22 protein-coding genes are annotated in these 23,372 nt (G+C 64.3%); 13 read left to right on the top strand and 9 right to left on the bottom strand.

Translation table 11 applies throughout. The features are described from left to right. Positions 1-14: 14 nt before the first annotated feature. Positions 15-1,040, top strand: a complete 1,026-nt coding sequence (locus AC5RU3_RS12985) for a threonine ammonia-lyase (protein WP_493965802.1) — start codon at positions 15-17, stop codon at positions 1,038-1,040. On the opposite strand, the gene AC5RU3_RS12980 is transcribed toward AC5RU3_RS12985, so the two are convergent. Beyond that, a complete protein-coding gene (locus tag AC5RU3_RS12980) occupies positions 1,037-1,591 on the bottom strand; it encodes a hypothetical protein (protein ID WP_493965801.1) in 555 nt (184 codons plus the stop codon). The genes AC5RU3_RS12985 and AC5RU3_RS12980 overlap by 4 nt on opposite strands. Positions 1,592-1,617: 26 nt before the next feature. Then, entirely contained in the window at positions 1,618-2,109 is a 492-nt protein-coding gene (locus tag AC5RU3_RS12975; RefSeq protein WP_493965800.1) for an FBP domain-containing protein, read from the bottom strand. Between the two features lie 363 nt (positions 2,110-2,472). Here AC5RU3_RS12975 and AC5RU3_RS12970 point away from each other — a divergent pair, with 363 nt between their 5' ends. The 8 genes from AC5RU3_RS12970 to AC5RU3_RS12935 are packed head-to-tail and all read left to right on the top strand — an operon-like array spanning position 2,473 to position 14,994. Continuing rightward, on the top strand, positions 2,473-3,504 hold the full coding sequence (locus tag AC5RU3_RS12970) for a LacI family DNA-binding transcriptional regulator (protein ID WP_493965799.1): 1,032 nt from the start codon (positions 2,473-2,475) through the stop codon (positions 3,502-3,504). 34 nt (positions 3,505-3,538) lie between these two features. Further along, positions 3,539-5,566 carry a beta-galactosidase gene (locus AC5RU3_RS12965; RefSeq protein WP_493965798.1) on the top strand — a complete coding sequence of 676 codons (2,028 nt, stop codon included), beginning with the start codon at positions 3,539-3,541 and terminating at the stop codon, positions 5,564-5,566. A gap of 33 nt (positions 5,567-5,599) precedes the next feature. Continuing rightward, positions 5,600-6,895, top strand: coding sequence for an ABC transporter substrate-binding protein (locus tag AC5RU3_RS12960; protein ID WP_493965797.1), 1,296 nt, complete (start codon positions 5,600-5,602; stop codon positions 6,893-6,895). Next, positions 6,892-7,869 carry a carbohydrate ABC transporter permease gene (locus AC5RU3_RS12955; protein WP_493965796.1) on the top strand — a complete coding sequence of 326 codons (978 nt, stop codon included), beginning with the start codon at positions 6,892-6,894 and terminating at the stop codon, positions 7,867-7,869. The genes AC5RU3_RS12960 and AC5RU3_RS12955 overlap by 4 nt, the downstream gene beginning before the upstream one ends. Next, complete coding sequence (locus AC5RU3_RS12950) at positions 7,866-8,792, top strand: carbohydrate ABC transporter permease (protein WP_493965795.1); 927 nt, start codon at positions 7,866-7,868, stop codon at positions 8,790-8,792. The genes AC5RU3_RS12955 and AC5RU3_RS12950 overlap by 4 nt, the downstream gene beginning before the upstream one ends. After that, positions 8,793-11,189 (top strand): glycosyl hydrolase family 95 catalytic domain-containing protein, encoded by a 2,397-nt coding sequence (locus AC5RU3_RS12945; protein WP_493965794.1) that lies wholly within the window; start codon positions 8,793-8,795, stop codon positions 11,187-11,189. Next, the gene (gene yicI / locus AC5RU3_RS12940) at positions 11,186-13,525 is read left to right on the top strand and encodes an alpha-xylosidase (protein WP_493965793.1); all 2,340 of its coding nucleotides are present in this window, start codon (positions 11,186-11,188) and stop codon (positions 13,523-13,525) included. Before AC5RU3_RS12945 ends, yicI begins: the two co-directional genes overlap by 4 nt. Beyond that, a complete protein-coding gene (locus AC5RU3_RS12935) occupies positions 13,522-14,994 on the top strand; it encodes a GH1 family beta-glucosidase (protein WP_493965792.1) in 1,473 nt (490 codons plus the stop codon). The genes yicI and AC5RU3_RS12935 overlap by 4 nt, the downstream gene beginning before the upstream one ends. A 70-nt stretch (positions 14,995-15,064) precedes the next feature. On the opposite strand, the gene AC5RU3_RS12930 is transcribed toward AC5RU3_RS12935, so the two are convergent. Both AC5RU3_RS12930 and AC5RU3_RS12925 read right to left on the bottom strand, forming a co-directional pair. Next, positions 15,065-15,319 carry a DUF3072 domain-containing protein gene (locus tag AC5RU3_RS12930; protein ID WP_309071134.1) on the bottom strand — a complete coding sequence of 85 codons (255 nt, stop codon included), beginning with the start codon at positions 15,317-15,319 and terminating at the stop codon, positions 15,065-15,067. 23 nt (positions 15,320-15,342) lie between these two features. Continuing rightward, positions 15,343-15,798, bottom strand: a complete 456-nt coding sequence (locus tag AC5RU3_RS12925) for a hypothetical protein (RefSeq protein ID WP_493965791.1) — start codon at positions 15,796-15,798, stop codon at positions 15,343-15,345. A gap of 88 nt (positions 15,799-15,886) precedes the next feature. On the opposite strand from AC5RU3_RS12925, the gene AC5RU3_RS12920 reads away from it, so the two are divergent. The 3 genes from AC5RU3_RS12920 to AC5RU3_RS12910 all read left to right on the top strand — a co-directional run bounded on the left by AC5RU3_RS12920 (position 15,887) and on the right by AC5RU3_RS12910 (position 19,240). Beyond that, positions 15,887-17,140, top strand: a complete 1,254-nt coding sequence (locus AC5RU3_RS12920; protein WP_493965790.1) for an MFS transporter — start codon at positions 15,887-15,889, stop codon at positions 17,138-17,140. A 144-nt stretch (positions 17,141-17,284) separates the two neighbouring features. Next, the gene (locus AC5RU3_RS12915) at positions 17,285-18,388 is read left to right on the top strand and encodes a carboxylate-amine ligase (protein WP_493965789.1); all 1,104 of its coding nucleotides are present in this window, start codon (positions 17,285-17,287) and stop codon (positions 18,386-18,388) included. 63 nt (positions 18,389-18,451) lie between these two features. Beyond that, on the top strand, positions 18,452-19,240 hold the full coding sequence (locus AC5RU3_RS12910) for a nitrilase-related carbon-nitrogen hydrolase (protein WP_493965788.1): 789 nt from the start codon (positions 18,452-18,454) through the stop codon (positions 19,238-19,240). A 28-nt stretch (positions 19,241-19,268) separates the two neighbouring features. Here AC5RU3_RS12910 and AC5RU3_RS12905 read toward each other — a convergent pair whose 3' ends face one another. From AC5RU3_RS12905 to AC5RU3_RS12885, 5 genes are all read right to left on the bottom strand, one after another. Next, positions 19,269-19,943, bottom strand: coding sequence for an NADPH-dependent F420 reductase (locus AC5RU3_RS12905; RefSeq protein ID WP_493965787.1), 675 nt, complete (start codon positions 19,941-19,943; stop codon positions 19,269-19,271). Between the two features lie 67 nt (positions 19,944-20,010). Next, on the bottom strand, positions 20,011-20,859 hold the full coding sequence (locus AC5RU3_RS12900) for an endonuclease/exonuclease/phosphatase family protein (RefSeq protein WP_493965786.1): 849 nt from the start codon (positions 20,857-20,859) through the stop codon (positions 20,011-20,013). A gap of 148 nt (positions 20,860-21,007) precedes the next feature. Beyond that, on the bottom strand, positions 21,008-21,325 hold the full coding sequence (locus AC5RU3_RS12895) for a sortase domain-containing protein (RefSeq protein ID WP_493966033.1): 318 nt from the start codon (positions 21,323-21,325) through the stop codon (positions 21,008-21,010). Beyond that, a complete protein-coding gene (locus tag AC5RU3_RS12890) occupies positions 21,274-21,759 on the bottom strand; it encodes a hypothetical protein (RefSeq protein ID WP_493965785.1) in 486 nt (161 codons plus the stop codon). The genes AC5RU3_RS12895 and AC5RU3_RS12890 overlap by 52 nt, the downstream gene beginning before the upstream one ends. A gap of 21 nt (positions 21,760-21,780) precedes the next feature. Continuing rightward, on the bottom strand, positions 21,781-21,957 hold the full coding sequence (locus AC5RU3_RS12885; protein ID WP_493965784.1) for a GVDTG sorting domain-containing protein: 177 nt from the start codon (positions 21,955-21,957) through the stop codon (positions 21,781-21,783). Positions 21,958-22,150: 193 nt separating this feature from the next. Here AC5RU3_RS12885 and AC5RU3_RS12880 point away from each other — a divergent pair, with 193 nt between their 5' ends. After that, positions 22,151-23,359, top strand: coding sequence for a GmrSD restriction endonuclease domain-containing protein (locus AC5RU3_RS12880; protein WP_493965783.1), 1,209 nt, complete (start codon positions 22,151-22,153; stop codon positions 23,357-23,359). Positions 23,360-23,372 lie beyond the last annotated feature (13 nt).

The following is a 23,372-nucleotide window of genomic DNA, read 5'->3' as shown; positions in this document are numbered from 1 at the left end:
GCTAGGATCAGCTCATGGATGCCAGTGAAGCCGTGACCCGTGAAGCCGTAACCCGTGAAGCCGCTGAAACCACTCTCGTCACCCTCGGCGACATTGAAGCCGCCGCGGAACGGATCAGCGACCTGGTTCTGCGAACACCAATCATCCAGTTGCCACACCCGCGACGCCCGGATGACCTCCTCCGTTGCAAAGCCGAATCGCTGCAACCCACCAGCGCCTTCAAACTGCGCGGCGCCTACAACACCATCGCCCAAGTGCTCGACCAGGCTCGCGAACACGGTATCGTCGCCCAATCCTCCGGCAATCACGCCCGGGCCGTGGCCTGGGTCGCACACCGACTCGGTCTGCGAGCGATCATCGTGATGCCCGACGCAGCTCCACGGACAAAGATCGACGCCGTCCGCGCACTCGGCGCCGAAGTCCAGGTAGTGCCGTCCCGTCTGCGCGACGTCCGAGCCCACGAACTCGTAGCCCAGCACGGGTATATTCACATTCCGCCCTACGACGACCCACGCATCATCGCCGGACAGGGGACAGTCGGCCTCGAGATCGTGCAACAACTGCCCGACGTCGACACCGTCCTCGTCCCGATCTCCGGCGGCGGGCTTATCTCCGGTATAGCGACGGCGGTGAAAGCACTTAAGCCTGAAGCCCGCGTAGTCGGTGTCGAACCGGAGCTGGCAGCTGACGCCGCCGAAAGTTTCCGTGAAGGCCGGCGCATCACGTGGGAGCAGGACCTGACCTACCGCACCATCGCCGACGGCTTACGCACCCCGGCCCTCGGCGTACACCCGTGGGAACATGTTAAGCGCTACGTGGATGACATCATCACCGTCACTGAAGAACAGATCTTCGCTGCAATGCGGCACCTCACCCTCGCCGGCAGGCTTGTGGTGGAGCCGTCCGGTGCAGTCGCTACCGCAGCCTGGATGCACGACCTCGTTTCCAGCCAGAACGACGGCGGCACGGTGGCCGCCGTCGTCTCCGGCGGATCGGTTGATCCCGCCCTTCTGGCGAAGATATTGCAGCAGACCGGCTAGAGCCGCTGCAGGAAGTCGGTGAGCACTTCAACCCACTGCTGCCGCGCGGCGTCGTTCGCTTCGGGTGTGGGAAGCCCCATTTGTGTCGCAACGATCGACGCGGTGCCGTTCTTCTTCAACTCGCTGGTAACGACCACAGACGAACCGTCCGCAGCCTTGGCGCGCCATGTCATCCGGAGATCGGTTCCGCTGACCCGTGCAGCTGCAGCCAGAAGCTCCTGCACAGCGGAACTGGTGGATGCGAAATCCGACCACCGGGCCATCAGCTCCTCCAGCCCGAGCGCGGTGGACCTGCTCACACTCAGCTGAAAGGTGCCGTCGGAACGTTGGCCGGGAATGCGCCGCCCGATGTGATGCTCGTAGGCGACCGCAACCGATTGGGCCCACCAGCCGGCCTGATCCATGGTGCCCTCAAGCTCCTGGTGCACCTTGGACGCGATGTCCTTATGGCTCAAGCCAACCGCATCGGAGGCGTCCATGAATGCAAGCCAGGCCTCCCACGATCGGTTGGTAGCGCGCTCAATCGGTGCAATTCTGGAGTTCGTTGCCATTCCAAAATCCTTCCACGCGCCACCGACTATTCCGCCACCCGCGCGAGGAACTTGCGGATCCGGAGGTTGAGTTCCTCTATCTGACGCTTCACCACGACGGCGGGATCAGGGTTGATCTCGTTCGCCGGCGGTGCTTTCCGTACGTTCGCAGAACAGATGAAGTCGGCACAGATGAGGGTGCCTACGGTGTTTCCATTACGGCCTGCCTGGCCGGCACGCTTCGCAACCCAGAGGAGTACGTCTTCCTTTGAGAAGACGTCGCGGCACATCTCGCAGAGAACCGACCGGTTCTTCTTCGCTCCGCCTTCGGGTGCGCGCAAGAGAATGCCGGTGAGTCCGCGTTCCGTAGGAATAACGAGATACGCACGAAGCGGCATCTTTTCGTCACGCCACCCGAGGAAGTCGAGGTTGTTCCAGTCGAGCGTTTCAAAGTGCGGCGGGAGGTTGAGCTTGGCCGTTTCGGATCGGGAGGCGTTGATGAATGATGACCGGATTTCGCGGTCGCTGATCGGGTGCATGAGGGGATCGCCTTTGCAGGAAGGTAGTGAAAGAGGGCATGTAGATGCAGCCCTCGACCCCCGAACAGTCAAGCAGGGGGAGGGCCTAGAAGCCTTCCTCACAGCAGGCCGAAGCGGCCGCCTCGCTTTCCGTGGCAGCGCAAACCGTGATGGTGAGCAGCATGTCCATTCCCCTAGATCGGTTGTTCCTGCCGTTGCATTCTCGCAAAGGGCGCCATGGTGAACCAAGTCCGAACAAAACTCCGGCAGGGTATTGCACATCACATTCCGCCGCCGTAGAGTTTGTCGAAGCGTTTCGCTAAACGTTTCGACAACCGCGGAACAGTTCCTTTTGCTCTCCCGCGATCCGACATAGGAGTCCTGATGGCCAACATCCACGACGTCGCCCGCGTCGCCGGCGTGTCCATCAGTACCGTGTCCTACGCTCTCAGCGGCAAGCGGACCGTCAGTGAAGATGCACGACGACGGATTGTCGATGCCGTACAAGAACTCGGATATCTGCCCAACGCAGCAGGCCGCATGTTGGCCGGCGCACGCACCCGGATCCTCGCCCTGAGTGCTCCGTTGCGCGTCGACACCTACGCACCCGCACATATGGCGTTCGTCTTGGCGGTCGCAACTGCCGCCCGTCGCTACGACTATGACATTCTGCTGCTCACCGAAGATGAGGCAACGAATGGTCTTCGGCGTGTAACGTCCAGCCGTCTCGTCGACGGAGTCATCCTCCTCGACGTTTCCATGGATGATGAGCGCCTCGCGCTGGTGCGGGACCTAGCGGTTCCGTCCGTCGTCGTCGGCGTTCCGGGAGAGGCCAGCGGCCTTACCTGCGTGGATCTCGATTTCGCCGCGGCAGCGCGGCTGTCCATCGACCAGCTCGTTGCTGCCGGACACCGGTCGATCGCCCTTCTCGGCCACCCGCAAGCCGCCTACGAACGCGGCTCAAACTTCCCGCACCGGTTCCGCAATGCATTCGTCGAGTACGCATCCGAACGCGGTCTGCAGAGCACCTTCGCCATGCCTGGCAGCAGTGACGCAGACGTGCGCCGGGCCGTCGACGAGGTACTCGATCCGAAGGCGGGGGTAAGCGCCGTCGTAATGCACTGCGAAGAGTCCATCCAGTCGCGGGCGCTGACGTACATCGCGGACAGCGGCCGTTCGATCCCTGGCGACCTGTCCATCATTTCAGCCTGCTCCAGCTTTGACACTTCGTCCTTCCACCCCGCGCTCGATGTCATTCCGCTCGTCGCCGCAGACTCCTGCGACCGCGCGGTGGCTCTGGTGATGGAAGCTCTCGACGGCGCACCCGAACCACACGTGGAACTCGTCGCACCGCGCTACATCTCCCGCGGCTCGATCGCTGAGCCAACACACCCCGCCATCTCAGCGCTGAACTAGACCATTCCCGCTGCCCCTGAAGGAGGCCTGCTCCATGCCAGCTAGCGAAACGTTTCGACAGCCGAATCAACTCGTGTACGGAGGCGACTACAACCCCGAACAGTGGCCTGAGTCGGTGTGGCTTGAGGACGTCCGGCTCATGCGTGAAGCCCATGTGAACCGCGTGACCATCGGGGTTTTCTCCTGGTCCTCGATCGAACCACGCGAAGGCGACTATGAGTTCGGATGGCTGGACCGCATCATGGACCTGATGGCGGAGAACGGCATCGGCGTCGTCCTCGCCACCCCTACTGCCTCGCCGCCGCCATGGTTCTCGCTGGCGCACCCTGAAGCACTCCCCGTCACGGCGGATGGAGTTCGGCTGATCCACGGCAGCCGCGACACCTACAACCCCGCCGCACCCGCTTACCGGGAAGCTGCCAGACGGGTGACTTCAGCGCTTGCTGAGCGGTACTCCTCCCACCCGGCCCTGACGATGTGGCACCTCCACAACGAGTACGGAACCGTGTCCTATGGACCGGAAACCGATACAGCTTTCCGGGAATGGCTCCGCGGCAAGTACGGCAGTCTTGCGCAGCTGAACACAACATGGAATACGGCGTTCTGGTCCCAGGGCTACGGCGAATGGAACGAGATCTTCGCTCCTCAGGCCACCCAGTACCTGCCGAACCCCTCACACCTGCTCGACTTCAAGCGATTCTCCGCCGACCTGTTGCGGGACTGCCTCCGTGAGCAGGTTGAGATAGTGCGAAGCGTCCGCGCGGACGTCCCCGTCACCACCAACTTCATGCTTCCGAGCTGGAACCACTACGACCAGTGGGATTTCGCTGCCGAGATCGACGACGTCTCCGTCGACCACTACCCGGATACGGCGGGCATCGAAGGTGACATCCAGGTAGCCTTCGGCAGTGACCTCGCCCGCTCCTTCAACGGCGGCCGCCCGTGGGTCCTCATGGAGCAGGCCACCACCATGGTCTACAACTACGGGCAGGGACGCATCCTCGCCCGCGAGCCCGGCAAGCTGCTGTTCAACACGCTGCAGTACCTGGCGCGCGGATCCACCGGTTCCCTGTTCTTCCAGTGGCGGTCACCGCGCGCCGGCGCCGAGCTCTTCCACTCGCCCATGGTCCCGCACGTCGGCGAAGACTCCCGGACATTCCGCGAGATCGTCCAGCTGGGCACAACGCTGACAGCGCTGGAGGAACTGGCCGAACCGCCGGCTGCCGGGCAGCGTGTTAACCGGAACCGGGTCGCCATCGTGTGGGACGCGGATGCTTGGTGGTCCACCGAGACCCGCGCATTGCCATCCAGCGACGTCGCATTCCTGCCTGCTGTGAAGTTTGTGCACCGCGCGCTCTGGCTGCTCGGCATCAACGCCGACTTCGTTCGCCTTGACCAGGACCTCAGTCATTACGATCTTGTCCTGGTTCCCTCGAAGCTGGCCGCCTCGGATGCTGAGGCTGACGCTCTGCGCCGATTCGTGGCCGAGGGCGGGCACACCGCGATCTGGTACTTCTCGGGAAGCGCTGACGAGAACCTGAACGTGCGCCCTGGCGGCTTCACCGGAGCATTTGCCGATCTGCTCGGTATCCGAGTCGAGGAGCACTACCCGCAACTCGCCGAAACCGCACTCAAACTCAGCGACGGATCCACCGCCGACTGCTGGGCCGAGACCGTCGAGCTGAGGGGCGCTACCAGCATCGCTGAGTTCACTGAATACCCGCTCACCGGTTGTCCCGCCATCACGAAGCGGGAGTACAACAACGGCACAGCCCACTACTTCGCCACCCGGCTCGGCGAAGACGCACTGGGCACGCACCTCCACCGCATTCTCGACGACGCCGGTGTTTCCCCGGAACACCCCGCCGCAGGCTACGGCATCGAGGCGGTACGCCGCTACGCCGGGGACTCCGCATACCTGTTCCTGCTCAACCACACCGGGGAGGCCGTCGACGTTGACGTCAGCGGCCACAACCTCCTCACCGACTCCGAGGTGAACGGACCCACCACCCTGGGACCGGGCGCCGCCCTCATCGTGCGCGAACCGCACACCGCCCTCTGAGCTACACAAAACACCCACGAAAGGATGCCAACGATGGCACACACTCCCAAACGGCGAGGCGCGCTCTCGGCCCTCGCTCTCACTGCAGCATCAGCGCTACTGCTCACCGCCTGCTCCTCCGGCGGAGACGCTCCGGCGGAGTCCGGGCCCGTGACACTGGAGTTCTGGGGCTGGGCACCCGGGCTTGAAACCGCCGTCGAACTCTGGAACGAGGAAAACCCGGAGACCCAGATCGACTTCTTCCGGATGACAGGCGACGACGGCGCCAAGGTGCCTGCCGCGATCGACGCCGGCACCGCCCCCGACGTCGTGCAGATGTCCGTGCACTCGCTGCCCGGACATATCATCAACAACAGGCTCACCGACATCAGCGAGCACACGGAAGGACTCGAGGAGCAGTTCACCGCCAGCTCCTGGCAGGGCGTCTCCTACAACGACGGCGTCTACGCCATTCCGCAGGACTCCGGACCCACCGGTCTGATGTACCGCACCGATCTGTTCGAGCAACACGGCGTCGAGGTTCCCACAACCTGGGACGAGTACCTCGAAGCCGCCCGCGCCCTGAAGAAAGCCGACCCTGACCTGCACATCGCGCAGTTCTCCCCGAATGAGACGGGTTTGTGGGTTGAAACGGTCTGGCAGAACGAGGGCACCTGGTACAACATCGAGGCCGACTCCTGGGCAGTCGACGTCGATGGCGAGGCCAGCCAGGAGGTCGCCGAGGTGTGGCAGACCCTTCTCGATGAAGATCTCGTGAAGGTCGTTGACATGTGGACGCCCGAATACTGGGCCGAGGTCAACGCCGACAGCATCGCAACCATCAACTACGCCGCCTGGTTCCCCGGACTCCTCGAAGAGAGCGCTGGCGACCTCGCAGGCAAGTGGGCCGTCGCTCCGTCGCCGACCTTCGACGGGCTCGACACAGCCGGTGACACCGGCGGAAGCGTCGATGTCATCCCCGAAGGAACTGAGCACGTCGAACAGGCAGTGGAATTCACCACGTGGCTCAACACGTCGCCCGAAGCACTCGAGATCCTCATCAGCGAAGGCGGACTCTTCCCGTCCGCGGTTGCCGGGCTGGAGAGCGAGTCGCTCCTTACCGAGGAGGAGTACTTCGGCGGGCAGGTCATCAACGAGGTATTCGCTGACGCTGCCACCAAGGTACCCAACTCCTGGGTTGAGGGACCCAGCTACGACCTGACCCAGGACGCTCTGAAGGACGCTTTCGCCCAGGTTGCCAACGGTGACCTGACCTTCGCTGAAGCACTTTCGCAGGTTCAGGAATCCACCGTTCAGGACCTCACGGATATGGGTCTGAGCGTCAAATGAGCAGTTCCGTAGCCGCGACTGTACGCAACGAGAGTGCAACCGACGCTGCTGCCCGCCCGTCCCGCCGTCGTCGTCGTAAGGGCGGCGGCGGGGTACGAGTGGCCCCGTATGTCTTCCTCGCCCCCTTCATCATCCTGTTCCTCGTGTTCCTGGTGCTGCCGATTATCGTCGCGCTCTACACCAGTTTCTTTCAGACACAGCGGAGCGGACTGGGCTTCGGCGGGGGTGGCGAGCAGAAGTTCGTCTGGTTCGACAAATACGCCCTCGCATTCTCGAACGCAGCTTTCGTGGAGAGCTTCGGGCGAGTGCTGCTGTTCGGCGTCGTCCAGGTCCCCGTCATGTTGGGCTTCTCGCTGATCCTTGCCCTGCTCTTCGACTCTGCCGCGGTGCGGTGGAAGCGCTTTTTCCAACTGAGCGTGTTCCTTCCCTACGCGGTTCCGTCAGTGGTTGCGGCGCTCATCTGGGGGTTCCTGTACCAACCGAAGGTCAGTCCCATCGTCGAAGGGCTGGCGAGCATCGGGGTGCCGGTCGACTTTCTGGCACCCGGCACCGTCCTGTGGTCACTCGCGAACGTTGCAGTGTGGTCGGTGGTCGGCGTGAACATGATCATCCTGTTCTCCTCGCTTCAGACGGTTCCGAGGGAAATGTATGAAGCCGCCCGCATCGACGGGGCAAGCGAACTGCGCATGGCGCTGCAGATCAAGATCCCGATGATCCTGCCGGCACTGATCCTCACCACTCTTTTCTCGGTGATCGGGACGCTGCAGCTCTTCAACGAGCCGATGACCATGCGCTCGGTCACCTCCAACATCTCCGGCAGCTACACGCCCAACATGGCGGTGTTCTCCGCGACAACACTCGGCGGTGACATCAACCTCGGATCCGCGATGGCGATCATCATCGGCATCGTGACCTTTGTCCTCTCGGTGATTGTCTCGGTCCTGTCCAATCGGAAGAGAGGTAGTGCGCAATGACGCAAGTACCCGTTCTTGCTCCGCCCTCAGCACCGGAGAAGGTCAGTCTCCGCGACCGTTCCCAGGTCCACGCCGAGGGGGAACGCCCCAGCCGTGCTGCGAGGATCGCCGCCTGGATCTTCATGGGCGCCACGACCCTGTACTTCCTGGTACCCGTCTACTGGCTCCTCGTCGCTGCCACCAAGAGCACCTCAGACCTCTTTTCCACGCCGGGCTTCTGGTTCGCGGACTTCAACCTGCTGTCGAATCTCAGCGCGTTGACCGAGTACGACAACGGCATTTTCTGGCGCTGGATGGGCAACTCGCTCATCTACTCCGGAATCGGCTCCATACTGATGACGTTCATCTGCCTCATCTCGGGCTACGCACTGGCGATGTACCGCTTCCGGGGGCGCGGCGTCGTGCTGGCCGCAGTGCTCGGCAGCATGCTCATCCCGCAGACCGTACTCGCCCAGCCCACGTACCTGCTCCTCGTGGAAATCGGGTTGAACAACACCATCTGGGGTGTGCTGATCCCAAGCCTCGCCTACCCGTTCGGGGTCCTGCTCGCCTACGTCTACGCGCAGTCGTCCGTTCCACAGGAGCTCCTCGAAGCGGCCCGGCTGGACGGCGCCAGCGAATGGCGGGCGTTCTTCTCCATTGCGCTGAAACTCCTCAGCCCCGGTGGGGTGACGATCATGCTCTTCGCGTTCATCGGCAGCTGGAACAACTTCATGCTCCCGCTCCTGGTCATCAGCGACGCCCGGCTCATGCCGGTCACGGTCGGGCTCAGCGGGTGGAGTCAGGCTGCGATCACCATCCCGGGTCTCCAGACCCTCGTGGTGATCGGGGCGCTCGTCTCGATCATCCCCATCATCGTGGTGTTCGTGTCGCTGCAGCGCTTCTGGCGTGCAGGTCTGGCCGCGGGCGGTGTCCGCTTCTAAATGCCGGTGAACGATCTCTTCTACACGCAGCCCGCGGCAACGTGGCTGGACGGCTTGCCGCTCGGTAACGGCCGGCTGGGCGCGATGGTGCTTGCCGGCGGCCCAGCGCTGCGGCTGCAACTCAATGACAGCACTGCCTGGTCCGGCAGCCCAGCGAGCGAGCACCGGCGGGGCCGGGTGTCGGCAGGAGCTGCCGCCCGGGCGCTCGCCGATGCCCGCGAATCAATAGCCGATGGCAGGCCGGTGCAGGCCGAGCGAAGCCTGGAGCAACTACAGGCCGGTTATTCGCAGGCCTACCTGCCCTTCGCTGACGTCCTCATCAGTACGCCCGACGACGCCACCCTGCAGGAGCGCGGGCTCAGCTTCGGCGACGCTACCCACCGGACCAGCGCCCGGGGAACCGCGGGGCTCATCGAGCAGGAGACGTTCATCAGCGCCGCTGCGGGAGTGCTGGTCCACCGGATACGGTCCGCTGCGCCGGTGGACATCACCGTCTCCCTGTCCACGCCGCTGAAGGAAACTGGGCGCGCCCAGGGGCGCGACGACGTCGTACTGGAACTGAAGCTGCCCGCCGACGTAGCCCCCGGCCACGAACCGGGCGAACCGGCTCTGCAGGAGAACGTCGACGGCGTCACGCCCCTTGAGGGGGCGGTGTGCCTGACGTACCAGCACGACGGCGACGCTCACACGAGCGGGGAAGCTAGCGTTTTCCACGGAGTTACCGAGCTGCTGCTGGTGGTCGCGACCGACACCACCTTCGCCGGCATCGGCCGGCAACCGGAAGGGTCCGCTGCAAGCTGTGCCGAAGCGGCACGCCGCCGTGCACACACGGCGGTCTCGACCGGCTGGGACGTATTGGTCGACCAGCATGCCGCCGCCCACCGGAAACTGTTCGACCGTGTTGTGCTCAGCCTGGACGCGGGCCCCCGCGCCCTGCCCGATCGCGAGGACGTGCCTACCGACGTCCGGCTGCGCGAAGCCAACGCGCACCCGGACGGAGTGCTGACCGCCGATCCAGCACTGGTTGCCCTGCTCTTCAACTACGGTCGCTACCTGCTGGTCGCCTCCTCCCGCCCGGGCACCCTTCCGGCTACGCTGCAGGGAATCTGGAACGAAGACATGCGTCCTCCGTGGTCCTCGAACTACACGCTCAACATCAATGCTCAGATGAACTACTGGGGCGTTGAGGCGGCGGCTCTTTCTGAATGCCACGAGCCGCTCCTGGACCTCGCGGAAGCGCTGGCCGAAAGTGGCCGGAGCACCGCCGCCACCCTGTACGGTGCACGCGGTTGGGTAGCGCATCACAACACCGATGCCTGGGCCTTCAGCTCACCGACGGCAGGTCACGCGAGTTGGTCCCAGTGGCCGATGGCAGGACTATGGCTTGTCCGGCAGTTCGACGAGCAGCGCCGCTTCGGCTCGGCCACTGCCGAGTTCACGCACCGGCTGTGGACGTTGGCCCTCGGTGCCGCGGAATTCGCCTGCGACTGGCTGATTGACGACGGCGGCGAGCACCTTCGGACCAGCCCCTCCACGTCACCGGAGAACTGTTACATCGGCGCCCAGGGTAGAACCGCCGTCGGAATCTCCACCGGCATGGACCGGACGCTCATCACCGAGCTTTTCCAGACGGTGATAGCGCTGGCACCTTTGGCAGGGCAGGCAGATCACCCGATCCTGACAGAGATCAGCCATGCACTCCCACGCATTGCACCACCGGCCATAGGCCGCGAGGGCAGGATCCTCGAATGGGGCGAAGAGGAGAAAGAAGCCGAGCCGACGCACCGACACCTCTCCCACCTGTTCTTCGCCTACCCCGGCAACGGCCCGACGCCGGAACTCTCCGACGCGCTCAACCTCTCTTTGGACCGTCGTGGGGACGACTCCACCGGTTGGTCCCTGATCTGGAAAATCTGCCTGCGTGCGCGGCTGGGACAGAGCGGGAAGGTCGCCGATCTGCTTCGACTGATGTTCCGTCCGGCGGACGAGGCGAATGGCCCACACGCCGGCGGGCTCTATGACAACTTCTTCGCCGCCCATCCGCCGTTCCAGATCGACGGGAACCTGGGATTCGTGGGCGCACTTGCCGAGGTGCTCGCGCAGAGTCACTCCGGCGTCATCCGGCTGCTGCCGGCCACTCCAGGCGAGTTCCGGAGCGGCAGCGTACATGGCCTCATCGCCCGGCCGGGAATCACTGTGGACCTTGAGTGGCAGGACGGCCGGTTGACCGAAGCACGGCTGTCTCCGCGGCAAACCGACGCCGCCGGCGAACGGCTGATCGCGCTCGGTGAGGACGTTGCGCCGGTGGAGCTCTTGTATGGCCACGTCACCACCGTCCGTCCGAACCCGGCAAGCGGCGCGCTCGACTTTTCAACAACACAGCAGGAGAACACGTGAAATTCACCGACGGATTCTGGGAGACACGTCCCGGCGTCGACGCGCTCTACGCGCAGGAGGCCTACGACATCGAAGCCGGAGACGGGCGCCTCACCGTTTCTGCGCCGACCCGGGTCATCACCCGGCGCGGCGACACCCTGAACCGTGCAATGCTCACCGTCACGCTGTCCAGTCCCCTGGAGGGCGTGGTCGGTGTGAAGGTCGAACACCACCGCGGCGCGTCAGGCTTCGGGGGATTCGACCTCGTCGGTGCCCAAGCAGGCATTGGAACGGCCAGTGCCGACTCCTCCGGCGGCATTCTCGAAGCCGGACCCCTACAGGCACACATCGCTCCCGGCGCCCCATGGAATCTCACCTTCCAGGCCGATGGCCGCACCCTCACGAAGGGCGGAAAAAAGTCCATCGGGTACGTCACCCTGGGCACTGATGCATCGGTGTCGGTCGAACCGGTGGGTCCCACCGGTGTGAGCGCGACCGGGCGGCCGCCGTCGTCGTCGTACCTGCATGCAAAGCTGTCCCTCGGTGTCGGGGAGTTGGTCTACGGACTGGGGGAGCGGTTCGGCCCGCTGACCAAGAACGGCCAGACCGTCGACGTCTGGAACGCCGACGGCGGCACCGCGAGCGAGCAGTCGTACAAGAGCATCCCGTTCTACCTCACCAACCGCGGGTACGGGGTGTTCGTCAACCACCCGGAACACGTGTCCTTCGAGGTGGGTTCGGAGTCGGTCGAGGAGGTGCAGTTCTCGGTCGCGGGGGAGTCGCTCGAGTACTTCGTCATTTACGGGCCCACCATGGGCGAAATCCTCCGCCGCTACACCGAGCTGACCGGACGGCCGGCCCGCGTGCCGGCCTGGTCCTACGGACTGTGGCTCAGCACCAGCTTCACCACCGACTACGACGAAGCAACCGTCAACCACTTCGTCGACGGCATGGCCGAACGGGACGTGCCGCTGAGCGTGTTCCACTTCGACTGCTTCTGGATGCGCGAATTCAACTGGACCGACTTCGAGTGGGACGAACGGGTCTTTCCGGATCCTGAGCTCATGCTCAAACGCCTGCACGAGAAGGAACTGCGCATCAGCGCGTGGATCAACCCGTACATAGCGCAGCGCTCCGCCCTGTTCGAAGAAGCATCAGAGGCCGGTTACCTGGTCCGAAAGCCCGACGGCGACGTGTGGCAGTGGGACATGTGGCAGGCAGGGATGGGGCTGGTGGACTTCACCAACCCGGACGCTACCGCGTGGTACCAGGACAAGCTGCGCCACCTGATCGGCCAGGGCGTGGATTCGATCAAGACCGACTTCGGCGAGCGCATCCCCACCGAGGTTGTCTGGCATGACGGCTCATCGGCCCCGGCCATGCACAACTGGTACACGCAGCTCTACAACAAGGCCGTGTTCGAAGTCCTGGAGGAGCAGCACGGCAAGGGCAACGCCGTCCTCTTCGCCCGTTCTGCCACCGCCGGCGGGCAGCAGATGCCGGTCCACTGGGGAGGTGACAACTCGTCGTCGTTCGAGTCCATGGCCGAGACGCTGCGCGGCGGCCTGTCACTGGCTCTCAGCGGGTTCGGGTTCTGGAGCCACGACATCGGCGGATTTGAAGGTAACCCGGACCCCGCCGTGTTCAAACGGTGGGTGGCCTTCGGGCTTCTCTCCAGCCATTCCCGGCTGCACGGGTCCACGAGCTACCGGGTTCCGTGGGCGTTCGATACGGGGGACGAACCGGAGGGCTTGAGCGCCGTCGACATCACGCGTCAGTTCGCCCACCTGAAGATGCAGCTCATGCCCTACTTCTACGCGGTGGGTCAGCAGGCGCATGAACACGGGCTTCCTTTCATGCGGCCGCTCCAACTGGAATTCACCGACGATCCCGCGGTGGACTACCTCGACCGCCAGTACATGATCGGCGACAGCCTGCTCGTCGCTCCCGTCTTCTGCGACACCGGTGACGTCGCGTACTACCTCCCGGCCGGAACCTGGACGAACTACCTGACGGGGGAGCTTGCAACCGGCGGCTCCTGGCGTGCTGAACGACACGACTTCAACAGCATCCCGCTGTGGGTCCGTGAGGGCAGCGTGCTGGTCACCGGGTCCCGAAAGGACCGCCCCGACTACGACTACGCCGTCGATCCGCTGGTCACGGTGTACCCCGGCGAGCTGCGCTCGGACACCGTGCGGGTGACCAATCCGCTCGGTGAGGACCTCACCTTCACGATCGAGCGCACGGACGGCACGGTCACAGTCACCAGCAGCAGTAATGAACCGTTCGGCGCGCGACTTGCGCCGAATGGAACCACCCTCACGTCCATCAACGGAAAGGCAGTCCTCACGCCATGACCCAGCATCTCGAAGAGACACGCACCCACGTCGCGGGAAGCCCCGACTACCGCGACACCGGCCTCGAATTCCCAGCGGGGTTCGTCTTCGGTTCAGCCACTGCCTCCTACCAGATCGAGGGCGCCCACGACGCCGACGGCCGCGGCCCCTCGATCTGGGACACCTTCAGCCACACCGAGGGCAAGGTCTGGAACGGTGACACCGGCGATGTGGCCTGCGACCACTACAACCGGCTCGACTCCGACCTTGACCTCATGAAGGACCTCGGCCTGGAGTCCTACCGCTTCTCCATCGCCTGGCCCCGGATCCAGCCCACCGGACGCGGCCCGGCCAATGAGGCCGGACTAGCTTTCTACGAACGGCTGGTGGACGGTCTCCTCGCCCGCGACATCAAACCGATCGTCACGCTCTATCACTGGGATCTTCCGCAGGCATTGGAGGACGACGGCGGCTGGACCAACCGGGCGACAGCCCTCGCCTTCGGCGACTATGCGCGCATCGTCGGTGAACGCCTCGGTGACCGGGTCGCGCTGTGGACCACATTGAATGAGCCGTGGTGCAGCGCGTACCTCGGCTACGGATCGGGCGCCCACGCGCCGGGCCTCACAGAACCGGCCGCTGCGCTCGCCGCGGTGCACCACCTCAACCTCGCCCACGGCCTGGCGGTGTCCGCTCTTCGGGAGGTCGTGACCAATGATCCCGACTTCGCCGTCACCCTCAACCTGCATGTGTTCCGCGCCGATGGCGAGACCGGCCCCGAGGCCGTACGCCGCGTTGATGGCCTCGCCAACCGGCTTTTCCTGGATCCGCTGTTGAACGGCACCTACCCCGAGGATGTCCTCGAAGACACCGCGGCGATCACCGATTGGTCTTTCATTCAGGACGGCGACCTCGAGCTGATCCATCAGCCCCTCGACCTGCTGGGGGTCAACTACTACTCGACCAACCGCGTGCGTTTGTGGGACGGCGAGGGCGACAAGGAAAACGCCGACGGTCACAAGCCGTCAGCCGGCACCGCGTGGCCGGGTGCGGACATGGTCGAGTTTCTCCAGCAGCCCGGTCCCTACACGGAGATGGGTTGGAACATCGACCCGTCCGGACTCGAGGACCTCCTGGTGTCACTGCACGAAGGCTGGCCCGAGCTGCCCCTGATGGTCACCGAGAACGGTGCCGCTTTCCAGGACACTATGGAAGTCAACGCTGACGGCGCCCGACGGGTTCAGGACGTGGACCGCATCGACTACCTGCGGCGCCACTTCACCGCCGCGCACCGCGCGATGGCCCGCGGAGTGGACCTGCGCGGCTACCAGGTCTGGTCGCTGATGGACAACTTCGAGTGGGGCTACGGCTACTCCAAGCGCTTTGGCATTGTGCACGTCGACTACGACACCCTCGAGCGGACGCCCAAGGACAGCTCGCAGTGGTACGCACAGTTGATCCGGGAACGCCGTATCCCGCCGGTCGGCTAGCAGGGGTTGGACTAAGAGAAGGAGGACCAGTTCACGGTGTGAACTGGCCCTCCTTCGCTGTCTTTCAGACCTAGCCGCCGGTCTGCGCCTCATCCGATCCACCGGACACCCGGCCGCTCGACTTCTGCAGCCGGTCGATGTGCTCCGATGCCTGCGCCTTGGTGATGTCCGCTGGAATTTCCTCGCCGGCCTCCCGCGCGAGGGTGTCCAGATAACTGCGTTGCGCGTCGGTCATCGGCTCGTCACCGGTGACCCAGTCCTCAGGGTCACGCGCGAAACCGCCCTGGGGCTCCGGCGTCGGGCTTCCCAAAGTCTCATCAGACATAGTGTGCTCCTTTGCTAGTGAACTTACTTGCTGGCTTCTGGAGGCAGCGCCTCGTGATGCTTACGACCGTGCGTTCGGCGGTCTTCCTTCATTTCTGCCTCAAACAGGTGGCGCTTGCCGTCGACGAGCTCGTCTCTGGCACGCTTTTCGAGCGCCTTGAACGCGGCGTAGTAATGATCGTCATAGTCCTCGACGATCTGGAACGTCCAGCGGCCCTCGATGACGTTCCTGCCCAACACGTCAACATCCACCTCGTCGGCGAGCGCATCATGTCCCGCCTCCCGAAGAAGCTCAACGGCCTCACCCAAGGCGAGATCCGCCGTTCCCGTCAACCGGTGGAATCCATACAGGAGCCCCCGCGCGTGCTCCACTACTTCAAGCGCTTCAGAGAGTTTCCCGAGCGCTTCCACTGTTTTGTCCGAGGCCGATGCAGGCCGCTGGTGATTGCTGTCCGGCCCGTCCGAATCTGAGATAGTCATACTGCTTACCATATACAGCAGGAGCTTCCCGTGGGCAGATCGTCCCCTCGCTCTATACCCTTGTGCGTCACGCGAATACCCTGAATTCATGCCCTCCTTAAGTAGGACTCCCGTCGGCGACAGTACGACGACGGCGAACCTCCCTGCCATTCGACGCCGCACTGTCCGGGTCCTCATTGCCGCTCAAATCCTTGGCGGCATCGGCATGGGGTCGGTCCTCTCAATCGGCGCTGTCATGGCGGCCGAGATTTCCGGGTCTGAAGCACTGTCCGGAGCTGCCGCCACGCTCAGTACCCTCGGCGCCGCAGCAAGTGCCATCCCATTGGCACGCCTTGCCCAGCGGCTGGGGCGCAGGGCGGCGCTGTCTACCGGGGCCTTCATCGCCGCAACCGGGTCCCTCACGGTCATCGCCGCAGCCGCGCTTGAATCCTTCCCGCTGCTGCTCCTGGCCTTTGCGCTGCTCGGTGTCGGCGTTGCCGTCAACCTCCAGTCCCGCTTCGCCGCCACCGATATAGCGAGTTCGGAGCATCGAGGCCGTGACCTGTCCCTCGTTGTCTGGTTCACCACCGTCGGAGCCGTGCTGGGCCCAAACCTGATCGGCCCCGGCGAGGTGATCGCCGAAACCCTCGGCATGCCGAACCTGACCGGTCCCTTCCTCATCGCCGTCTGCGCACAGGTCGCGGCAGCTGCGGTCTACCTGGTGGCGTTGCGCCCGGATCCCTATCTCATCAGCAGGTCCGTGCCGCGGGATCCCAAGGACGACATCCCGGGGGTGGTTCGCGGCAGGGGAGCGCTCATCTTCGCTATCGGAGCGATCGCGATCAGCCATGCGGTGATGGTGTCGGTCATGTCCATGACACCGGTGCACCTGGTGAACCACGGCGTCACACTGACGATCGTCGGACTGACCATCAGCCTGCACATCGCCGGCATGTACGCGTTGTCCCCTCTATTCGGGTGGCTGAGTGATAAGGCCGGCCGGGTGGGCACCATCCTGCTTGGGCAGGGGTTGTTCGCGATCTCGCTGGTTGTCGTCGCGCTGGGAGAAGACAACCCTGTGATGGTCACAATAGGACTGATCGTCCTCGGCCTGGGCTGGAGCGCGTCCACGGTCTCCGGTTCAGCGCTCGTGGCCGACCTGGTGACCGGCGCGGCCCGCGCACGGATTCAGGGCCGAACCGACCTCGCCATGAACCTGGCCGGCGCCGTCGGAGGAGCGGCCGCCGGACTGGTGCTGGCGATGGTCGGGTATTCGGGGCTTGCCTGGTCGGCAGGGCTGCTGGTGCTCCTGATCGTCGCCGGTTCGACGACGATGCGCACCGCGCACCCTGTGTCAGCCTGAGGACCCTTGCCTGAAGAGCTGTCCGCCTCAAGGGAAGTCCCACCACCGACTATTGATCAGCATGCTGCCGACTCCTTATCCTGACACTAGTTCAGCAGAGAGCCACGTTCTTCTCATCACAACGGGTCTAGATTGGTGGTCCCTATGCGGACTTTCGGAGTCGAGGAAGAATTCCTCCTGATCGATCCCCGGTCGCTGTCCCCTGAACCAGCAGCCGACGCCGTTTTCCTCGCCGCCCGCGGTGGCGTGGTCACGCGGGAATGCAAGCAGGAACAGATAGAGACGGGTACCGCCCCGCAGACATCACTTGCAGAGCTCAGCGCGGACATTCTGCGCTGCCGCACGTTCGCCAATGAAGCCGCATCGCGGGCGGGCGTCCGGATCGCCGCTCTGGCAACCTCCCCGACCACCACCAGCACATCGCTCACTGGCGATCCACGCTACCTGCAGATGCAGGAGCGGTTCGGCACCACCCTCCGTGATCAGCTGACATGCGGATGCCACGTCCACGTCGGAGTGAAATCTGATGACGAAGGGGTGGGCGTCCTCGACCGCATTCGGGTCTGGCTCCCGGTGCTGTCCGCCCTCAGCACCAACTCGCCCTTCTGGAACAGCGAGGACTCAGGTTACGCGAGCTATCGGAGCCAGGCGTGGAGCCGCTGGCCCACTGCAGGGGTGTACGAGACCTTCGGATCGGCGGCGGCATACCATGACCTCGTCGAGGACCTGCTCGCAACCGGCGTACCGATCGATGAGGGCCAGATCTACTTCGACGCCCGGCTCAGCGTCCGGCATCCCACAGTGGAGGTGCGGGTCGCGGACGTCTGCCTCCAGCCGGATGACGCTGTACTGCAGGCCGCACTCACCCGGGCGCTGGTGGAAACAGCAGCCAGGGAATGGGCACGTGGGATAGCGCCGATTCCCATGCCCGCTGCGCAACTGCGCCTGGCAGCCTGGCGGGCGAGCCGCTTCGGCCTCAGCGGCGACTTGCTGGACCCGCAACTGAACGTCCTCCGTGACGCGCGGCAGGTCGCCCGCAGTCTGTTCGAGTACGTCCGGCCAGTGCTGGAAGAGCAGGAGGAGGAACTCGTGGTTGAGTCCCTCCTCCGCCAGACTCTTCTGCGAGGGTCGGGTTGCCACCGTCAGCGGACCGTCTACGCCCGCACCGGAAGCCTTGGAGCAGTGATCTCCGACGCGGTCTTCCTCACCAGTGCCGGCCCGGGCGCCGGCTATGCCATGTCTGCGTAGCGCTCGGACTGAGGGGCAAGAGACTGCACCGACTAGGGGACTGGTGCCAGCTACCCTGAAGGGGTGGAAATCGCAGTGTGGCAGGCCGTTGGTGTCTTGGGAGACCTTCCGGGAAACCTTCAGCGGTTGGCAGCAGCAGCAACTAGCGCGCGTGCCGAAGGAGCGGACATTCTGGTCACGCCGGAGCTGTTCTCGACCGGCTATGCACCCGCCCAGGTGTTCGATACGGACGGCGAGGCTATCCGCGCCGAGCTGGCGGACATAGCGCGCGACGCCAACCTTGCACTGGTCGCTTCTACAGTTGACCGGGACTCTGATCGGCGCTTCATCAGTGCCTCCTTCTTCGACGCTGAGGGCACCGAAAGAACCCGGTATCGAAAGTCCTACCTGTTCGGCGAGGAGGAACGGTCGGTTTTTGTGCCCGGCTCAGCTGCGCCCGAGGTAGTCGACTATGCCGGCCTGCGCATTGCGCTTGGCATCTGCTACGACGTGGAGTTTCCCGAATTCGTTCGCGGCGCCGCCCGACGGGGAGCCGAGGCACTGTTGATTCCCACCGCGGTACCGACAACGGGAGACGTTGACGGGCTGCCGGCGAACCGGACGTACAACGCCGATCGAATCTCCACGCTCATGGTGCCGTGCCGGGCCATGGAGAACGGGATCTTCATTGCATACGCCAACCATGCGGGCCCGGATTTCACTGGGCTGAGTTGTATTTCAGGCCCGCATGGCAATGTCCTGGCGCAGGCTGAGCGCGGGGAATCGATGCTGTTCGCTCATCTCGATTCCGCCGAGGTGCAACGCGCTCGCCGCATCAACACCTACCTCAGGGACTTTCGCGATGACCTCTGACGGCGACGACCTCTGACGGCCGCCCTCGCTATGCCATGTCAGCGTAGCGCTTTGCCTGAGCCAGCCCCACCCGTACCTTCTCGGCGTCGTACTCGGGCCCGTAAACAGGTGTGTCCCGCTGGAAGCGCCACCCCTCTGCCAGCGGACCGGCGTCGACAACGTCGAACCCGAACAGGTCGATGAGCGCGCCCACGGTGCGCTTCGCGCCGTCGTCATTCCCTGCGATGGGGAGCGCCCGGCGGCCGGGGGTTCCCTGCGGCGCCGACTTGCTCGTGAGGTGGGCCGCGTAGATGTTGTTGAACGCTTTCACAACCTGCGCTCCCGGCAGCCGATCCTGCAGCAGCTCGCTCGTCGTGGTCGTTTCGTCATCCAATTCCGGAATCTGCCCGTCCCGCTCCGGATAGTAGTTGTTGGTATCGATGACGGTCTTGCCGTTGAGGGGAGCGGCCGGCACCGCATCGATTGCCTTGAGCGGAACACTCACGACGACGACGTCACCTGCCTCCGCGGCCTCGACCGGGCTTGCCGCCCGGGCGCGATCGCCCAACTCCTCGACCAGGTCAACGAGGGTTTCGGGCCCGCGCGAATTGCTCAGAACGACGTCGTAGCCGTTCCGGATTGCAAGCCGCGCGAGCTGCGAACCGATGTGACCGCTGCCGATGAAACCGATGGTCTGAACGCCTGTATCTCCTATAGTTCCCATGGCCCGTACAACAGGAAACTTCGCCGGGTATTCCTGACCGGGCTGTCGCTGGCGCCTCGGCGGGTACCTAGCGGTTCAGGCCGTTGGGTGTCTTGCTGATCTCGAGGTCAGCAAGGACCGGCAGGTGATCTGATGAGTTCGTGTCGATGACCTCGGCGAAGCGAGCCTCGATGTCGCCCTTGGTCAGGATGTAGTCGATACGGCGGTTTGGGTTCTCAACGGGGTAGGTGAAGTCCTCATCCTGCCCCAGCGCTGCGAAGACATCGGTGAACTGCGTCAGGATGTCGTTCATTTCCGGCGCGCCCGGTACGGCATTCAGGTCACCGACCAGCACGGCGGGCCGCTGCGATTCTCCGGCGATGGCCAGAATTTCCTTGACCTGCGACTGGCGCTGCTCGCTGCGCTGATGGTCGAGGTGGGTGTTGTAGAAGCTGATGTGATTCCCCTTCACGTTGACGACGGCTTCCAGCAGTCCGCGTTGCTCGGTGGGCCGCTCGGGGTACGGGATGCTGGTCAGCAGGTGGTTCTCGGAGCTGAGGATGGGATATTCGCTCAGGATGGCCGTCCCGTACTGGCGGCGTTCGGTTTGTCCATCGGCGGGCGCGCGGTCGAGGTTCGCGCCGTACACATAGTGCATGTCCAGACGCTCGGCCAGGATGGCTGCCTGATCCTGGAAGTCGCTTCGCGAGGACCAGTGGTTATCCACTTCCTGGAGTCCGATCATTTCGGCACCGGAGTCCTCGATCACCCCGGCGATGCGTTCCAGATCCAGATTGTCTGCGGGATCGGCGCCGTGATGGATGTTGAAGGACATCACTCGCACGTCGGTGTCTTCGGGCGCCGCTGCGGCGGGAGCAGCCCCGAACCCGCCGGCCAGCACGGCGGCAGTGCAAACGGACAGTAATTTCTTGAACATGGATTTCTCCTCGGTAGCGATTCGATGCTGCCGATAGCGGCAGCAGGCGCTTGACCGTTTGGGTGTCGCGCCCCACGTGACGCTAGGCGGCTAAGGTGACCTGCCGCCGTCGTTCTCGCAAAGTGCGGGTGAAGAAGGAGGAATCCGGTTACGCGACGATCTTCGCGTAAACCACGTAGTTGTCGTTGCAGGTGCCGGTGGCTGGATCGTAGTCGTCACAGGTGATGAGCCGGAGTTCCAAACCCTCCGTATTGCCGTAGACCGCTTGCGTGGGGAAGGCGTGCTTCGAGTACTGTTCACCGCGTTCGACGGCGAAGACCGCCACCGTGCCGTCCTCACGCGTGATCTCGACGGTGTCCCCGGGAGTAAGCTGCTTGATCCAGGCGAAGACGCCAGGACCGCCGTCGCTCGCGTTCACATGGCCAAGGAAAACGGAAGGCCCGGTTTCACCCGGTGTGGGGGAGATTCGGTACCAAAGGCTGCAGGTGCGCCGGGATGTCCCGGGGGCACCTCGAGCGTTTCATCAGGCTGGAGTCCCACATACAGCAGACCGGACTGGACGCCATGCGCTGGGATGTTGAGCGTCACGGGCAGGGAACGGTCGAAGACCTGCGGCGCCGCCTCAGCTGGAGGGGCAGACGCAGGCTCGGGGGAGGGCAGAGCCGGTGTCGTTGGCGCGGCGCCGGCAGCCCGTCGCGGGTCGGCTGGAGCATCGCTGGGGCTGGGCTCGAGTGGCGCAGCGGGCTTGGCTGCCGACGGCAAAGAGGGCGCGACGGTGAAGGTCGGCTGACCCTCAGGGACACTGGACGGGCTCGTCGCAGCGCACCCGGTGACGAGCAACAGGGGGACCGCTGCAGCAGCCAGCAGGCTGCCGCAACGGTCCCGGAAGCGGCTAGTCATGGATAGGAAAGTATCCGGTCACTACACCGAACGACGACGGACCACGTAGGCGCCGCTGGCCACCATGGCCAGGACGAACCCGCCTCCGAGAGCAAGGGCTGCCGTGTTGTCCTGCTGTGTCACCTCCACGCCGGTTGCGGCACCGCCGACAGGAACGGTAGGGACCTGGGGTGCGGCGAGGGTAATCAGCCGGCTCACTAGCCGTCAAGGATATCCACAGGTTTGTCCAAAGCCTGTATTTTCTCCAGCACTCGTGTTATCTGCCCCGGATAGGATGGTTCAACCATTACTCGTATTTGTGGGGACTCGCTTGAATCCTTCGTCGCTTCCGCCTGCCCAGAATCCCACATCAGCACTAACCCGGGGTAAAGCTCCGAAGTCAACGCTGATCATGGGGGGATTCGGGCTGTTTCTCATCGTCGTCGGACTGATTTCGAACGGCGTCGGCGGTGCCCTGGTCATGGCCGGCATGTTGGCTCTGTTCACCGGCTTGTACACAGTCCTCACCGGACGTTCTTCCTGGGCACGCCTGGCCGGCCGCAAAGCGGGCGCGGTCGTCGCTGCAACGAGCGTCGTCGCACTGATTATTGGTGGATCGCTCCAGCCCGCCAGCGAAGAGACCGTACCGACAGCCGCTGCCGAGCAGACCGAAGGCGCCTCCCCAGCGCCTTCGTCCGAGGCACCCGCAACGCCTAGTGCTTCACCGTCTCCGACCGTCTCAGCGGAGCCCGACGTGGCACCTCTGGATGGCGGTGACGTCACGGTCGCGTCCGGGGAACCGACGCCCCCGAGCGATCAGCCGGCGTACGGCACCGAGGCACTTGCTCTGCTGGAAACACTTCTGATCAAGGGCCGCGCACCCAAGACCGGTTACGACCGCGACCAGTTCGGTCAGGCCTGGCTCGACGTCGACCGCAATGGCTGCGACACCCGCAACGACATGCTGAACCGCGACCTCCGGGACATCGTCCACACCAATTCGGTGCCCTGCAAAGTACGCTCCGGCACGCTCGATGACCCCTACACCAACACCACCATCGCCTTCCTCCGGGGCGAGGACACCAGCAGTGATGTTCAGATCGACCACATCGTTGCTTTGGCTGACGCCTGGCAGAAGGGGGCACAGCAGCTCTCATTCGAACAGCGCGCGGCCTTCGCCAACGACCCTTTGAACCTGCAGTCGACTGACGGTCCCACCAACCAGCAGAAGGGTGCCGGCGATGCCGCCACCTGGCTGCCGCCCAACGGGTCCTTCCGATGTGATTACGTCGCCCGGCAAATCTCCGTCAAAGCCACCTACAAGCTGTGGATCACTCAGGCCGAACACGACGCCATGTCTCAGGTACTGTCCGACTGCCCAGGTTTCCTGGCTCCCACAAATCAGCCGTCACCGGAACCAATTCCGGAACCTCAGCCGACGGTGGAAGAGGCCCCGGCTCCTGCACCGGCTCCCGCGCCAGCACCTGCACCGGCTCCTGCTGTTGCTCCGTACCCGAACTGCAAGGCTGCGCGCGCCGCCGGTGCCGCACCGGTGTTGATCGGTCAGCCCGGCTACGGACCCCGTCTTGATGGAGACGGCGACGGCGTGGGCTGCGAGTAGTGCAACCGGAGCG

This window comes from Arthrobacter sp. MDB1-55 (assembly GCF_059092925.1).
This window is presented reverse-complemented; position numbering and strand designations above follow the sequence as displayed.

Excerpts from the sequence above, each read along its gene's own strand:
- AC5RU3_RS12965 (WP_493965798.1), top strand. The coding sequence starts at position 3,539 with ATGCCAGCTAGCGAAACGTTTCGACAGCCGAATCAACTCGTGTACGGA.
- AC5RU3_RS12890 (WP_493965785.1), bottom strand. The coding sequence starts at position 21,759 with ATGACTAGCCGCTTCCGGGACCGTTGCGGCAGCCTGCTGGCTGCTGCA.
- AC5RU3_RS12950 (WP_493965795.1), top strand. The coding sequence starts at position 7,866 with ATGACGCAAGTACCCGTTCTTGCTCCGCCCTCAGCACCGGAGAAGGTC.
- AC5RU3_RS12975 (WP_493965800.1), bottom strand. The coding sequence starts at position 2,109 with ATGCACCCGATCAGCGACCGCGAAATCCGGTCATCATTCATCAACGCC.
- AC5RU3_RS12930 (WP_309071134.1), bottom strand. The coding sequence starts at position 15,319 with ATGTCTGATGAGACTTTGGGAAGCCCGACGCCGGAGCCCCAGGGCGGT.
- AC5RU3_RS12955 (WP_493965796.1), top strand. The coding sequence starts at position 6,892 with ATGAGCAGTTCCGTAGCCGCGACTGTACGCAACGAGAGTGCAACCGAC.
- AC5RU3_RS12970 (WP_493965799.1), top strand. The coding sequence starts at position 2,473 with ATGGCCAACATCCACGACGTCGCCCGCGTCGCCGGCGTGTCCATCAGT.
- AC5RU3_RS12900 (WP_493965786.1), bottom strand. The coding sequence starts at position 20,859 with ATGTTCAAGAAATTACTGTCCGTTTGCACTGCCGCCGTGCTGGCCGGC.
- AC5RU3_RS12905 (WP_493965787.1), bottom strand. The coding sequence starts at position 19,943 with ATGGGAACTATAGGAGATACAGGCGTTCAGACCATCGGTTTCATCGGC.
- AC5RU3_RS12945 (WP_493965794.1), top strand. The coding sequence starts at position 8,793 with ATGCCGGTGAACGATCTCTTCTACACGCAGCCCGCGGCAACGTGGCTG.
- AC5RU3_RS12960 (WP_493965797.1), top strand. The coding sequence starts at position 5,600 with ATGGCACACACTCCCAAACGGCGAGGCGCGCTCTCGGCCCTCGCTCTC.
- AC5RU3_RS12980 (WP_493965801.1), bottom strand. The coding sequence starts at position 1,591 with ATGGCAACGAACTCCAGAATTGCACCGATTGAGCGCGCTACCAACCGA.
- AC5RU3_RS12915 (WP_493965789.1), top strand. The coding sequence starts at position 17,285 with ATGCGGACTTTCGGAGTCGAGGAAGAATTCCTCCTGATCGATCCCCGG.
- AC5RU3_RS12925 (WP_493965791.1), bottom strand. The coding sequence starts at position 15,798 with ATGACTATCTCAGATTCGGACGGGCCGGACAGCAATCACCAGCGGCCT.
- AC5RU3_RS12880 (WP_493965783.1), top strand. The coding sequence starts at position 22,151 with ATGGGGGGATTCGGGCTGTTTCTCATCGTCGTCGGACTGATTTCGAAC.
- AC5RU3_RS12935 (WP_493965792.1), top strand. The coding sequence starts at position 13,522 with ATGACCCAGCATCTCGAAGAGACACGCACCCACGTCGCGGGAAGCCCC.
- AC5RU3_RS12985 (WP_493965802.1), top strand. The coding sequence starts at position 15 with ATGGATGCCAGTGAAGCCGTGACCCGTGAAGCCGTAACCCGTGAAGCC.
- AC5RU3_RS12920 (WP_493965790.1), top strand. The coding sequence starts at position 15,887 with ATGCCCTCCTTAAGTAGGACTCCCGTCGGCGACAGTACGACGACGGCG.